The organism is Rhodoplanes tepidamans (assembly GCF_030813915.1).
GTDB classification, from domain to species: Bacteria; Pseudomonadota; Alphaproteobacteria; order Rhizobiales; family Xanthobacteraceae; genus Rhodoplanes; species Rhodoplanes tepidamans.
In genome coordinates, this window is the sequence record NZ_JAUSUJ010000039.1 from 23432 (window position 1) to 36590 (window position 13159).

Consider the following 13159-nt stretch of genomic DNA (forward strand, 5'->3'; position numbering starts at 1 on the left):
GGGCGGGACCCGATGCGCGACGTCAGGCGAAGCGGATGTCGGTCGGCCGGCGCAGCCAGCGCACCGCCACGGCCTCGGTGCCGTCGTCGAACGGGTCGTGGTCGCGCAGGTGATGGAACGACAGCCCGGTCTCCCGCTCGATGTGGCGGATGGTGACCTGGCTGCTGCGGAACTGGCCGAACACGAACTCCTCCCGGCTCGGCAGGACGTCGCGCTGCGACATCACGTAGCCGGTGGCGGAGAGCGCCTTGGTGCTGTCGTGCCGGAAGGCGAGGATCTTGAAGAACGCGGTCGGCACCGGCACGCCGAAGAACTCCGGATCGTCGTCGCGGAAGATCGGTCCGGTGAACACCGAGATGCGCATGTCGTCCTGGTCGCAGTTCTCCAGCGCGTAGTTTTCCAGGCTCAGCCACAGGCCGGCGTTGAACGGCTGCACCTGCGGGCACGCATTGGTGACGAAGAAGGTGTGCCGGTTGGAGGTCACCGCGTCCTCGCGCCGGTCGCCCCAGTTCGGGTCCTCGCGACGGGTCATGTGGCCGCGGCTGAACTTGCCCTGATCCTCGGGACCGTAGCATTCGCCGATGATCTGCAGCGCCTCGTCGAGCCGCCGGTCGGTGCGCCAGCGCGGCCGCTGGCCGTTGATCGAGAAGGTCTTCGATCCGTCGATGTTGACGGCGCTGAAATAGCAGAGCCGGCGCGCCGCGTTCATCACCACGCTGAAGTTGCGATAGTGCAGCACGCTGCCGCTGCCGTCGGTCAGGGTGGCGACCTCGCCGGGCGCCTGCCCGGTCACCTCGGGGAGCGGGATCTCGAAGCTCGCGTCGCCGCGCGGCAGGATGAAGTCGGCCGCGTAGCCGGCGAAGCCGGAGAGGTCCTCGGCCGCCTCGACGGCGCCGGCCGGCAGCACGTCCTCGGCCGGGACCGGCGACGGCGCCGCCGGAACCCGGGTGGGCGCGAGCCCGAGGTCGCCGAGGATGCGGGCGATCTCGTCGGCCGCGACCGCGTAGTTCGCCCGGCGGTACTCGCCCATGAAATGCAGGCCGACGGCGGCGCCGGTCGACAGGTCTAGCAGCACGGAGCCCGAATTGCCGCCCAGCGTCGTCGCGTCGTGGGCGAGCAGCCAGGCCGGCGCCGCGGGCAGGTCGAGCCGGTCGATCTGCCCGGGCGACAGCCGCTTCACCCCGTAGACGCCGGAGAAATACGTCTCCTCCACGGCGCGGGCCTCGGGCGGGATGCGCTCGTCGGGCTGCGGATAGCCGACCACCGCGATCCAGCGGTCGGGCGCGGCCGTGCCGGTGGCGAGCGGGATCGGCGGCGGCAGCCGGCCGGGCCCGGCGAGGCGGAGCAGCGCCACGTCGGCGACCGCGCTGCTGCGATGCGGCAGGTAGACGACCGCCTCGACGGCGATCTCGCTCTCCTCGATGGTGCCGTGCTCCTCGCGGAAGTCGACGACGACCCGGTAGGGCCGCCCGCGCAGATCGGTGAGCAGCACCGGCCGGCCGTTCGCGTCGGTGGTGGCGAACCGCTCGGCGACGTGTCGGTTGGTGACGGCGATGCCCTCGGCCACCATCCAGGCGGTGCCGATCGGCCATTTCACCATGCCGTCGAACACCTCGACCCGGCCGACCGAGCGGAGCCGGGGCGCCACCGCGGCGCGGGCGGCGCGCAGCCGGAGCGCCAGCTCCTCCTCGGCCGGCAGGTCGAAGTCGTCGCCCGAGACGAACAGGGTCGGCCGCCCCACCATCTCGATGATGCTCTCGATCTCGGCCGACACCGAGCGCGGCAGGCCGACCGGCGAGGCGGCCCCGGTCGCCGCCGCGATCGCCGGACCGGCGAACTCCAGGCGGCCACGATCGGAGGGCGCCGCGGCGCGGGCGATCGCCGGCGCGTCGACCCCGACCTGGGCGAGCCGCGCGGCAATGTCCGGGCGGCGGCTGAGAATCCTGGCGACCCCACGGCGAAGCTGTTCGGCGTTCATGCGACGGCCCTCCCGGCCGATGAACGGCGGCCCGCCCCCGGCATCCGCCGGCGGCCGCCCGACGACGCGCATCGTGACACGAGATCACGCTATGCGGGCATCTTGTCGCGCCGACGACAGCCGCGTTCGCGCCTCGCACGCACTGGTGTCGGCCCTGTCGATGCAATATATGACCAGGTAGATGGTCAGGAGACTGGCATGAACGCGATCAGTCTGGCGGACGCCAAGGCTCGCCTGAGCGAGCTCGTCGACCGGATCGAGGCCGGCGAGACGATCGACATCACCCGGCGCGGCAAGCCGGTCGCCCGGCTCACGACCGTGGAGAAGCCGCGCAAGCAGATCGACGTGGCGCGGCTGCAGGCGCTGACGGCGATCATGCCGCCGCAGGCCGAAGGCGCCGCCGATCTGGTGCGCGCAATGCGGGACGGCGACCGCGCCTGATGATCTATCTCGACACGTCGCTGATCGTCGCCGCGCTGTCCAACGAGCCGGCGACTGCGCGGGTCCAGGGCTGGCTGGCCGAGCAGGAGCCGGCGCAGCTGCTGATCAGCGATTGGACCATTACCGAGCTGTCCTCGGCGATGGCGATCAAGCTGCGGTCGGGGCAGATCGATCTCGCCCAGCGCGCGGCGGCGCTCGCGGTGTTCAACACGCTGGTCGCCGAGAGCTTGGGCGACGCCCTGCACCTCGCGACCGCATCGGAGTCCGGAGCGACCCTGTACACGCTCGATCGGACCCTCGCAGCGGCCGGGCCGCTGCTCGGGGTGCCGACGCGGCTCCTGACCTGAACCGGTCGCCGCCGGCGAGGCGCATGCCCGACCGGTGGCTCCGTATCCTGACGCCGAACCCCGCTCAGATCCCGCCGGGCAGCGGCGCGGCGGGATCGACCAGACCGGCCTGCCGCAGCGCGCGCCAGAAGTCGGCCGGCACCGTCTCCTCCAGCGCGGCGCGGTCCTCGGCGATCCGGCCTGGGCGGCTGGCGCCGGGGATCACGGCGGCGACCGCCGGATTGGCGAGCGAGAACTGCAGGCCCGCCGCCTTCATGCTCACCCCGTGCCGGTCGGCGATCGCCTTGATGCGCGCCACCTTGTCGAGGATCGCCGGCTTGGCCGGCGCGTACTCGAAGTTCGGCCCGCCGACCAGCGCGCCCGAGCTGTAGGGCCCGCCGACCACGATGCCGAGCCCGCGCGCGGCGACCATCGGCATCAGCCGCTGCAGCGCGCGGCCATGATCGAGCAGCGTGTAGCGGCCGGCGAGCAGCGCCCCGTCGGGACGCGGCCCGTCGAGCTCGAGCAGCAGCTCGATCGGCTCGACCTTGTTGACGCCCAGTCCCCACGCCTTGATCACCCCCTCGTCGCGCAGGCGGTCGAGCGCCTCGAACGCGCCGTTGCGGGCGGTCTCGAACACGCCGAGCCAGTCGTCGCGATAGAAGTCCTGGGCCACGTCGTGCACCCAGACGATCTCGACATGGTCGGTCTTCAGGCGCTTCAGGCTGTCCTCGATGGAGCGCAGCGTGCCGTCGGCCGAGTAGTCGTTGACGACCTTGTTGGGCCGGCCGTGCGCGAACACGCCGCCCTTCTCGCCCTGGTCGCGGGCGGCCGGGTCCTCGATCTCGTCCAGGATGACGCGGCCGACCTTGGTGCTGATGACGTACGCGTCGCGCGGCTTGCCCGCGAGCGCCTCGCCCATGCGGATCTCGGCGAGGCCGGCGCCGTAGAAGGGCGCGTTGTCGTAGTAGCGGATGCCGTCGGTCCAGGCCGCCTCGACGGTCGCCCGCGCCTCCTCCTCCGGGATGTCGCGGAACATGTTGCCGAGCGGCGCGGCGCCGAAGCCGAGCTTGCCGGGGAGGATGTCCTTCAGGGCCATGGGAAGTCTCCAGTCGTGTCGTCCGGATATCGTCCGATCGTGGTCCGCCGGTCCGCGGCGGCCGCGAAGCCGGCCGGGAGAGCGGGGCCGGGAGAGCGGGAGAGAATGATCAGAACTCCTGCGCCGTCGGGCGCAGGACGATCTCGTTGATGTCGACCTCGGGCGGCTGCGCGATGGCATAGGCGATGGCGCGCGCCACGGCGCTCGCCGGAATCGCGATCTTGTAGAAGTCGAGCACGGTCGATTGCGCCGTGCCGGTGGTGCCGTGCTTGAGGTCGCTGTCCACCGCGCCGGGCTCGATCGAGGTGACCCGCACCTTGGGGCCGACCTCCTGGCGAAGCCCGTCCGAGATCGCCCGCACCGCGAACTTGGTGCCCGAATAGACGGTGCCGCCGGGCGCGAACACCTTGACGCCGGCGACCGAGCTCAGGTTGACGATGTGGCCGCTCTCCTGCGCCAGGAACACCGGCAGCGCGGCCGCGATGCCGTACAGCGTGCCCTTGATGTTGACGTCGATCATCGCGTCCCATTCGTCGGTGTTCACCTCGGCCATGGGGCGGATCGGCATCACGCCGGCATTGTTGATCAGCACGTCGAGGCGGCCGAAATCGGCGATCACGGCATCCACCACCGCCTTGACCCCGGCCTTGTCGGTGACGTCGAGTGCATAGGCGCGCGCCTCGCCGCCGGCCGCGGCGATCTGGGCGACCACGGCGTCCAGCTTGTCCTTGCGGCGCGCCGCCACCGCGATCCGGGCGCCCAGCGCCGCGAGATGGCGGGCCGTCTCGGCGCCCAGCCCGGTGCTGCCGCCGGTGATCAGCACGACCTTGTCCTGAATGCCTTCGCTCATCACGCGTTCCTCCGCTGGCCCCCACGCGCGAGTCGGGACGGCGGCCGCCGGGGGTGAGGCGGGAACCGGGACGATGGACATGGTCGCGCCCGTCGGTCCTGGACGACTCCCGGGCAGGGAGTCGATCGGGCGACGAACGGCGGTCAGGCGATCCGGACCGGGTCCAGCAGCATCGAGGTTCGCTCGGCGACGTCGCCGACCGCGGCCACATAGGCCTTGAAGTGGGGCGTCTCGCGATGCGACGCAACGGCCGCGGCGTCGACGTAGAGCTCGTCCAGCACGAGCCGGCCGGGATCGCCCTGCACCTGCCAGACGTCCCAGCGCAGGTTGCCGGGCTCGGCGCGCGACGGCTCGACCATGGTGTCGACCAGCGCCTTCAGGGCCTCGGCCTGGCCCGGCTTGGCGACCAGGAGGGCGACGATCTTGACGGGATGGGACATCGGGCAGGTCCTTTCCGGAGGCAACGCTTCGGCGGCGCGGACGATCCGCGGCGCCGGACGGAGCCTGATCTCACGCCGCGCCCGCGCGGTCGAGCGCCGCGGCCGGAGGCGGTGCCTCGCAGTCGACGGGGGCGTCATGCACCGGGCCCGTCCCGCCCGGCCGGGCGGGCATCGAAGCCGTCCATGGCGACCCGGGCCACCGCCGCCAGCTCGGCGTCGCTCGCCGTCCCGCGCCGGGACCCCGCCGACGCCGTCGTCCGGTCGCGGCCGTCGCGCTTGGACTCGTAGAGCCTGAGGTCGGCCCGCCGGCACAGCGAGTCCCAGGTCTCGTCCGGCTCCGCCTCGGCGACCCCGAAGCTGGCGGTGACGCGCCGCGTCCCTCCCGCGAGCGCGAACGGATGCTGCGCGATGGTGGTGCGTAATCGCTCCGCGCATTCGTAGGCATCCGCCAGCCGGGTGCCGGGCAGGAACACGGCGAACTCCTCGCCGCCGAGGCGGCCGACCACGTCGTCGCGGCGCGCGGTGCCGCGCAGGAGGCGGCCGACCTGCCGCAGCACCGCGTCACCGCCCGCGTGGCCCAGCGTGTCGTTGATCTTCTTGAAGTGATCGAGGTCGCACAGGAGCAGCGAGGCCGGCGTCTCGCGCCGGTCGAAGCGGGCCGCCACCCGGTCCTCGAAGCCGCGCCGGTTGAACACCCCGGTGAGCGCGTCCATGTCGCGCTCGTGCCGCATGTCGTCGATGACGTCGGTCCAGGCCGCCGCCAGCAGGGTGAGCGCCAGGCCGACGCCGAACAGCGCCAGCGACAGCTGCAGGGTCTGCCAGAACGGCGAAGCCGCGAAGGCCAGCGGGCCCTGCGGCGCGGAGACGCCGATCGTCAGCACGGTGCGGGGGACGAAATGCAGTGCGAAGACGAGCAGGATCCAGAACAGCAGCCGGTCGACGACGCGGCCGCGCGCCAGCGCGGTCAGCCGCAGCGCGGTGACGAGAAAGACCAGCCCGTAACCGAAGTTCTGGATGTAGACGCGCGCCAGGAGATTGCGGTCGACATAGAAGAAGTAGCCCAGCAGGGCCATGACGCCGACGAGGACGACGACGGCCGGCCCCCACCCGACATGCTTGCCGGCCCGCGACAGGATCCCCTCGGCCGCCATCAGCACGGCGGTGGTGTAGAGCGCGCCGGACAGCATCGCGTTCGGCCCGGACGCCGCCGGCAGCCACAAGATCTGCGACACGGCGCCCAGCGTGAAGGCCGCGCAGGCCCCGGCGAGGACCAAGAGATACGGGCGTGACCGATCGATCAGCCAAGCGCCGAGAAACGCCATGCCGAACAAGAACAGTATTCCGGGCGCGATCAACGAGAGGGTGACGCGAACGACGCTACCGTCCATGCTCGAAACGTTCCAATCTCGCCCCTCTTCGACCATTCCGCGCCATGACGGTGTAGTCCAGGAGATATAATCGTACATCTACTCCATGATTCAAATGCGATCGATCCGGCGCGGCGCGCCCCGACATCGACGGCAACGACCTGTTCGCGCTGATCAGCGCGCTGGCTTGGCTCGCCGACCAGCCGCCGCTGGTGCCGCGGGCGGAGCATCTGTTCGACGTGGTCACCGGCGCGATTCTGACGAGGCGATAGAGGGCGGCGCAGCCGCGATCCTGTGGCCCGCGAGCGGGTCCGCTTGTCCCGTGGGGATATCTGGATATATTACTGGATAGACGAGGAGCCGGCGATGGGCGACCCGCAGAAACGTGCCATGGAGAAGTATCGGTCGCGGCTGGGCGCCCGCGGCCTCGCCCGTTTCGAGGTGCTGGGCCGGGACAGCGACCGCGCCCTGATCCGCGCGCTGGCGAAACGGCTGGCCGAGGACACGCCGGAGGCGGAACGGCTGCGCGCCGTCGTGGCAGGATCGATCTCCGGCGGGCCGCCGGCCCGGGGAGGGATTGCCGCCGCACTGCTGGCATCGCCGCTCGCCGGCTCGGGGCTCGACCTCGGCCGCTCCCGGGAGCCCGGACGCGAGGTCGATCTGGGATAGCGACGGCGGCCGATGCGGTATCTGCTCGACACCAACGTCATCAGCCAATTCACCCGGCCGATCCCGTCGCCGTCGCTGCTCGCCTGGATGGCCGAACAGCCGGACGACGCCCTGTTCATCTCGACCCTGACGCTCGCCGAGATCCGCCGCGGCATTCTGGAGCTGCCCGACGGCAAGCGCCGCGACGCCCTCGACGGCTGGTTTTCCGGGCCGCAGGGACCGCAGGCGCTGTTCGCCGGCCGCATTCTCGGATTCGACGCGCGCGCCGCCCTCGCCTGGGCCGGCCTGATGGCCGAGGGCCGCCGAAAGGGCCGCCCGCGCAGCGCCCTCGACACCATCGTCGCCGCCATCGCCGCCGCGAACGGCTGCACGGTCGTCACCGACAACGAGAAGGATTTCGTCGGCGTCCCGGTGATCAACCCGGTGCGGGGACGATCGTAAGCGCAGGATGGGTGGTGCCGAAGGCGATACCCATCACCGACGACGCGAATCGCACGACACTACGCAAGCGATGGGTTTCGTCTTCTTGCTCAGCCTATCCTGCGCGCGACAAGCCTCGCCGGCGACGTTGCAACCGGCCGATCCGCTCCTTGCGAGTTTATCCCGAAACTGGGATAATGCCCACATGGCTCGATCCCTGGCGCGAGGCGAGAAGCCGCTCGACTGGGTGGGCTCGTCCAAGCGCGACTTCATCGCCTTCCCGGGTCCGGTGAAGGACGCGATGGGAAACGCCCTCGGGCTCGCCCAGTTCGGCGGCAAGCACCCGTCGGCAAAGCCCTGGAAGGGCCAGGGCCCCGGCGTGTTCGAGGTCGTCGAGGATTTCCGCGGCGACACGTACCGGGCGGTCTACACCGTGCGGTTCAAGGAGGTGGTCTACGTTCTCCACGCATTCCAGAAGAAATCGCCGAGAGGCATCAGGACGGCGCAGGTCGACATCGATCTCGTCGAACGTCGATTGAAGATCGCGCAGCAGGATTACGAGGCTCGCCATGGCACCAAGAAAAGCTGAAAAGCACGAGGCCGATGCGACGATCACGCGCGGCACCGGCAACGTGTTCGCCGACCTCGGTTTCGAGGATGCCGAGGAGCGCCAGACCAAGCTGCGGCTGGCCCACGCGATCAACCAGGTGATCGCCCGCAAGCGCCTGACCCAGGCCGCCGCCGCCGAGAAGCTGGGCATCACCCAGCCGAAGATCTCGGCGCTGGCGAACTACCGGCTCGGCGGCTACTCGGTCGAGCGGCTGATGACGTTTCTCACCGCACTCGACCAGGACGTGGAGATCGTGATCCGGACCAAGCCGCGGTCACGCGCCGCGGGGCGGATTTCGGTGGTGGCGGCGTGAGATCGCAGGGCGGGTCAGGCCTACTGGCGGATGACGGCGCCGCGCGCTTAATCCGCCCTACGGGCTCGAACGGCTGCACCGCGGTCACCGACAACGCGAAGGATTTTTACGGCGTCCCGGTGATCAACCCGGTGCGCGGAGAAGGAGCGAAGTGATCGTGCCTGTCCGAGTTCGGGGGATGTGTGGAGTCGAAGGCGATCCGATACCGAGATCCTTCGACCCATCTCTCGTGTCCTTGAAAAGGAAGTATGAATGGAGTATTTTTAACAATGGCCGTCTCGCCAGACCTGTCGCCGGGTCAAAGCTGACATTCTGTTAGATACATTCGACCTTCGTAAATTGGTCGATGCGTAATCGGCGAACATCGACCCAGATACGAAGGATCGAACTCATGACATCCATAGCACTGTCTGATTCTGGCCTGCGGGCTATGAAACGCGCGCTTGTCGCCCGTTTTCCAAACGAAAAGTCGTCCCACTTGAGCGAGGCGCTGGCTGCAGCGTGCGGTTTCGGTACATACGCGGCGTTGCGGGCCGCGGTTAGAGCGAATCAAATAAGCCATCCGAGTTTTGTGCTACTCGACGAATCCGCGTTTCTTGCTCGCCGCGAAAAGCTGACCGGCCGCACTCCGACGCCAAACGAACGAAATATGCTATTCGATACGCTACCGATCAAAGACAACAGCCACATACTTAGGACATCTTCTTCCAAATTCAGAAACGTTGACTATTCGAAGTCTTGTCGACTGCGGGCTTGGCGAAACGCTATGGTAGCCGGGATTAACGCCAGCCTTGCTCGGCAATTGTTCTCACTGCGTCCAGGTGACAACCGCTGGCCTGGAGTCTCCCGAGACAACAATATTCGGCAACAGCCGCATGTGTTCCGATTCGAAATCGAAGAGATTCCTGCGATCGCGTCCCTGTGGGATGCCGGATGGGATGAAATCTCGGTCCACGTGGCATTTTGGCCCACCGACGAAGCCGAGCATCGGATCCCAGCCGCAAACGCAGGCTTCCACGCCGGCGAGTTATTCGCATCTGGATGGCTTGAGCGTCGCAACGGGGCATGGCTTCAGGTCGCATCGGACAGTGGAAGAAACTGGAGTTTTCACTGCCGAAAGCAGCGTTTATCCAGGGCATCTGCAATAACCGTACACCCAGCCGGATATGCAGATCGAGGAAGCTTCATACTTTAGGTAAATGTTTCGCTGCCCTCTCCTTTGTAGGATGGGTTAGGCGCAAAGCGCCGTAACCCACCACTTCTTTTAGAAAGCCCAGCCGGTGGGTAACGTGCCTTCGGCGCTGACCCACTCTACGCGCCGCGTCACTCAGCGGCGGCGATGCCGGGTCGATAACGAGGCGGCGGTATCGGCAGCCCGTTCTCCCGCGCGACATCGAGCCAGGCCTCCATGGCGACGCGCAACTCGGCGACGGCCGCCTCCGGGGTCGGACCATGTGCCGCGCACGGCTCGAGATCCGGCGCCTCGGCGATCCAGGCGCCGTCCTCGTCCGACCAGGTGACCACGATCGCGTAGCGGTTCATTCGCCCGGACCCAGCGTGAGGTTGCATCGCCGGATGATATCCCGAAGCTGGCGCACTTGGTATCGCTTGGCGTTGCTCCCATCCGGCTGAACCGGGAACGGGCGCCCGACTGCCGGGTTCAGCCAAATGCGATGGCTTCCCTTCTGTGCCTTCAGCACAAAGCCGAGCGCGAGCAGCAACGATTCGAAATCCCGAAACGAGACGGTTCCCTCACCGGAGAGAACCCGTTCGTAGATGCCGATGAGCGCGCGCCGCGACACCATCGAGCATGGCCTCTCCCCGCCCCCCTACTCCCACTCGATCGTCCCGGGCGGCTTGCTCGTCACGTCGTAGACGACGCGGTTGACGCCCTTCACCTCGTTGATGATGCGGGTGGCGGCGTGGCCTAAAAACTTCATGTCGAACGGATAGAAATCGGCCGTCATGCCGTCCGTCGAGGTGACGGCGCGTAGCGCCACGACGTAGTCGTAGGTGCGGCCGTCGCCCATCACGCCGACGGTCTTGACCGGGAGCAGCACGGCAAAAGCCTGCCAGATGTCGTCGTAGAGGCCGGCGCGGCGGATCTCTTCGATATAGATCTCGTCCGCATACCGGAGGATTTCGAGCTTTTCCGCCGTGATCTCGCCCGGGCAGCGGATCGCGAGGCCGGGGCCGGGGAACGGGTGGCGGCCGACGAACACGTCGGGCAGCCCGAGTTCGCGGCCGAGCGCGCGGACCTCGTCCTTGAACAATTCGCGCAGCGGCTCGACGAGCTTCATGTTCATGCGCTCGGGCAGGCCGCCGACATTGTGGTGCGACTTGATCGTCACCGACGGGCCGCCGGTGGCCGAGACGCTCTCGATCACGTCCGGATAGAGCGTGCCCTGGGCGAGGAACTCCGCCCCGCCGAGTTTTTTGGCCTCCTGCTCGAAGATGTCGATGAAGGCCTTGCCGATGATCTTGCGCTTGTCTTCCGGGTCGGTGACGCCGTCGAGCGCCTGCAGGAACTGCTCGCGCGCGTTCACGTGGACGAGCGGGATGTTGTAGTGGCCGCGGAACATGGCGATCACCCGCTTGGCCTCGCCGCGGCGCAGGAGGCCGTGGTCGACGAACACGCAGGTGAGCTGGTTGCCGATCGCCTCGTGCAGCAGCACGGCGGCCACGGCCGAATCGACGCCGCCCGAGAGGCCGCAGATCACCTTGCCGTCGCCGACCTGGGCGCGCAGCTTCTCGATCGCCTCCTCCTTGAAGGTGCGCATCGTCCAGTCGCCCTGGCAGCCCGCCACCTTGCGCACGAAGTTGCGCAGCAGCAGGGCGCCGTGCGGCGTGTGCATCACCTCGAGGTGGAACTGGGTGCCGTAGAAGTGGCGGGTCTCGTCGGCGATCATCGCGATCGGCGCGTTGGGCGAGGTGCCGACCACCTTGAAGCCCTCGGGCGGGCGGGTGACGCGGTCGCCGTGGCTCATCCACACCGGATACTTCTCGCCGACCTGCCAGATGCCGTCGAACAGCAGGCTCTCGTCGGTCACCTGCACCTCGGCGCGGCCGAACTCGCGGTGGTGGCCGCCCTCGACCAGGCCGCCGAGCTGGTGCGCCATCGCCTGCTCGCCGTAGCAGATGCCGAGGATCGGCACGCCGGCCTCGTAGAGCGACTTCGGCGGCAGCGGCGCGCCCGCCTCGTGCACCGAGGCGGGGCCGCCGGAGAGGATCACGCCCTTCGGGCGCATGGCCTCGTAGGCCTCGGCCGCCTTCTGATAGGGTACGATCTCGGAATAGACCCCCTCCTCGCGCACCCGCCGGGCGATCAGCTGGGTGACCTGGGAGCCGAAGTCGACGATCAGGATCTTGTCGTGTTTCATGGCCGAGGGGTTAGCGGATCACGCGTCCCGCCGCAATCCGGAGCGCCCGCAACCCCCGGTGAATTCGTGTGCAATCCGGCCGTCGCGCCCCGTAACGGTCCATAAAGGCGGACCGGCGAGGATGCGGCCGAACGGCCGTCGCGGCCCCCCGTGCGAGCGCCGAGCGAGACACCCCCATGACCCCGACCACGGCCGTCGCCGATCCCGCCCCGGATTCGCCCGGAGCCTGCGACGCGCGCCGCCGCGCGCTCTTCCACGAGAGCCTCGGCCAGCGCCTGCAGCGCGTCGCGCTGGGCACCGCCTGGGCCCTGAAGCCGCCGCGGCTGCAGGGCCTGCCCGGGCTGGCCCGGCTGTGGGCGCTCGACCTCGTCGACCCCGCCGCCGGCCTGCCCGACCCGGACCGCACCGTGAACCCGTTCGGGATCTGCGGGATCGTCCACGACCCGTCGCCCGCCACCGTGCTGGCGGCCTATCGGGAGGGGCTGTTCCCGTTCGCCCATGTCGGGCCGCTGAAATGGGTGTCGCCGGCCGAGCGCTGCATCCTGCGGCTCGACGAGCTGCACATCGCCAAGCGGCTGCGCCGCCAGATGCGCCAGGGCCGCTACACGGTGACGTTCGACCGCGATTTTCCGGGCGTGATCACGGCCTGTGCGGGCCGGCGCGAGGGGCGCTGGCACCTCACCTGGATCACGCCGCGGATCATGCGGCTCTACGCCGACATGTTCGACGCCGGCCAAGTCCACTCCTTCGAGGTGTGGAACGAGGCGGGCGCCCTCGTCGGCGGCGGCTACGGCGTGGCGGCGGGCGGCGCGTTCTTCACCGAGTCGCAGTTCTCGCACGAGCCCAACACCTCGAAGATCGGCTTCACGGTGCTGCACTGGCATCTGGCGCGGTGGGGCTTCCGGATCGACGACGGCAAGTGGCCGACCCCGACCATCCTCGACATGGGGTTCCGGACGGTGCCGCGGGGAGAGTTCCGTGCGCTGCTGGCCGACGCCCCCGCCCTGCCCGGCAAGCCCGGCCGCTGGAGCGTCGAGACCGACCTCGCCACGGTCGCCGCCTGGCAGCCGGGCGGCGCTGGCAAGCCCGACAAGGATTGATACCGCGCCCGGGTGACCCGTTCGCCGTCATTTCCGGGGCGCGGCGAAGCCGCGAATCCGGAATCCAGCGGCAATCTCGGAGTTCTCGGCTGGATTCCTGTATCTGTCGGCTGTCACTGGCATAGTGACGAGCTGACGGAGACCGCTCGTTGGATTCCCGGCCCTG

15 protein-coding genes are annotated in these 13159 nt (G+C 69.1%); 7 read left to right on the forward strand and 8 right to left on the reverse strand.

Going from position 1 to position 13159, the window contains the following annotated elements:
* Nucleotides 1-22: 22 nt before the first annotated feature.
* On the reverse strand, nt 23-1978 hold the full coding sequence (locus tag J2S22_RS29320; RefSeq protein WP_272780234.1) for a DNA/RNA non-specific endonuclease: 1956 nt from the start codon (nt 1976-1978) through the stop codon (nt 23-25).
* Nucleotides 1979-2176: 198 nt separating this feature from the next.
* Between J2S22_RS29320 and J2S22_RS29325 the strand changes: the two genes are divergently transcribed.
* Together J2S22_RS29325 and J2S22_RS29330 are read left to right on the forward strand one after the other, a co-directional pair.
* On the forward strand, nt 2177-2419 hold the full coding sequence (locus J2S22_RS29325) for a type II toxin-antitoxin system Phd/YefM family antitoxin (RefSeq protein WP_272780233.1): 243 nt from the start codon (nt 2177-2179) through the stop codon (nt 2417-2419).
* A complete protein-coding gene (locus J2S22_RS29330; protein WP_272780232.1) occupies nt 2419-2766 on the forward strand; it encodes a type II toxin-antitoxin system VapC family toxin in 348 nt (115 codons plus the stop codon). The genes J2S22_RS29325 and J2S22_RS29330 overlap by 1 nt, the downstream gene beginning before the upstream one ends.
* A gap of 64 nt (nt 2767-2830) precedes the next feature.
* On the opposite strand, the gene J2S22_RS29335 is transcribed toward J2S22_RS29330, so the two are convergent.
* From J2S22_RS29335 to J2S22_RS29350, 4 genes are all read right to left on the reverse strand, one after another.
* A complete protein-coding gene (locus tag J2S22_RS29335) occupies nt 2831-3844 on the reverse strand; it encodes an aldo/keto reductase (protein WP_272780231.1) in 1014 nt (337 codons plus the stop codon).
* A 109-nt stretch (nt 3845-3953) separates the two neighbouring features.
* Entirely contained in the window at nt 3954-4694 is a 741-nt protein-coding gene (locus J2S22_RS29340; protein ID WP_272780230.1) for an SDR family oxidoreductase, read from the reverse strand.
* 143 nt (nt 4695-4837) lie between these two features.
* Nucleotides 4838-5134: a putative quinol monooxygenase gene (locus tag J2S22_RS29345; protein ID WP_272780229.1), complete on the reverse strand. Its 297-nt coding sequence runs from the start codon at nt 5132-5134 to the stop codon at nt 4838-4840.
* A 134-nt stretch (nt 5135-5268) separates the two neighbouring features.
* Nucleotides 5269-6522 (reverse strand): GGDEF domain-containing protein, encoded by a 1254-nt coding sequence (locus J2S22_RS29350; protein WP_272780228.1) that lies wholly within the window; start codon nt 6520-6522, stop codon nt 5269-5271.
* Between the two features lie 345 nt (nt 6523-6867).
* Between J2S22_RS29350 and J2S22_RS29355 the strand changes: the two genes are divergently transcribed.
* From J2S22_RS29355 to J2S22_RS29370, 4 genes are all read left to right on the forward strand, one after another.
* The gene (locus tag J2S22_RS29355) at nt 6868-7170 is read left to right on the forward strand and encodes a hypothetical protein (protein WP_272780227.1); all 303 of its coding nucleotides are present in this window, start codon (nt 6868-6870) and stop codon (nt 7168-7170) included.
* 12 nt (nt 7171-7182) lie between these two features.
* On the forward strand, nt 7183-7611 hold the full coding sequence (locus J2S22_RS29360; protein ID WP_272780226.1) for a type II toxin-antitoxin system VapC family toxin: 429 nt from the start codon (nt 7183-7185) through the stop codon (nt 7609-7611).
* A gap of 184 nt (nt 7612-7795) precedes the next feature.
* Nucleotides 7796-8179: a type II toxin-antitoxin system RelE/ParE family toxin gene (locus J2S22_RS29365; RefSeq protein WP_272780225.1), complete on the forward strand. Its 384-nt coding sequence runs from the start codon at nt 7796-7798 to the stop codon at nt 8177-8179.
* Nucleotides 8160-8513, forward strand: coding sequence for a helix-turn-helix domain-containing protein (locus J2S22_RS29370; RefSeq protein WP_272780224.1), 354 nt, complete (start codon nt 8160-8162; stop codon nt 8511-8513). Before J2S22_RS29365 ends, J2S22_RS29370 begins: the two co-directional genes overlap by 20 nt.
* 1323 nt (nt 8514-9836) lie before the next feature.
* Here J2S22_RS29370 and J2S22_RS29375 read toward each other — a convergent pair.
* The 3 genes from J2S22_RS29375 to guaA are packed head-to-tail and all read right to left on the reverse strand — an operon-like array spanning nt 9837 to nt 11893.
* The gene (locus tag J2S22_RS29375) at nt 9837-10055 is read right to left on the reverse strand and encodes a type II toxin-antitoxin system HicB family antitoxin (protein WP_272780223.1); all 219 of its coding nucleotides are present in this window, start codon (nt 10053-10055) and stop codon (nt 9837-9839) included.
* Nucleotides 10052-10318: a type II toxin-antitoxin system HicA family toxin gene (locus J2S22_RS29380; RefSeq protein ID WP_272780222.1), complete on the reverse strand. Its 267-nt coding sequence runs from the start codon at nt 10316-10318 to the stop codon at nt 10052-10054. The genes J2S22_RS29375 and J2S22_RS29380 overlap by 4 nt, the downstream gene beginning before the upstream one ends.
* A gap of 24 nt (nt 10319-10342) precedes the next feature.
* A complete protein-coding gene (gene guaA, locus J2S22_RS29385; RefSeq protein ID WP_272780221.1) occupies nt 10343-11893 on the reverse strand; it encodes a glutamine-hydrolyzing GMP synthase in 1551 nt (516 codons plus the stop codon).
* A 176-nt stretch (nt 11894-12069) separates the two neighbouring features.
* On the opposite strand from guaA, the gene J2S22_RS29390 reads away from it, so the two are divergent.
* Nucleotides 12070-12993, forward strand: coding sequence for a leucyl/phenylalanyl-tRNA--protein transferase (locus tag J2S22_RS29390; protein ID WP_272780220.1), 924 nt, complete (start codon nt 12070-12072; stop codon nt 12991-12993).
* The last annotated feature ends 166 nt before the right edge of the window (nt 12994-13159 follow it).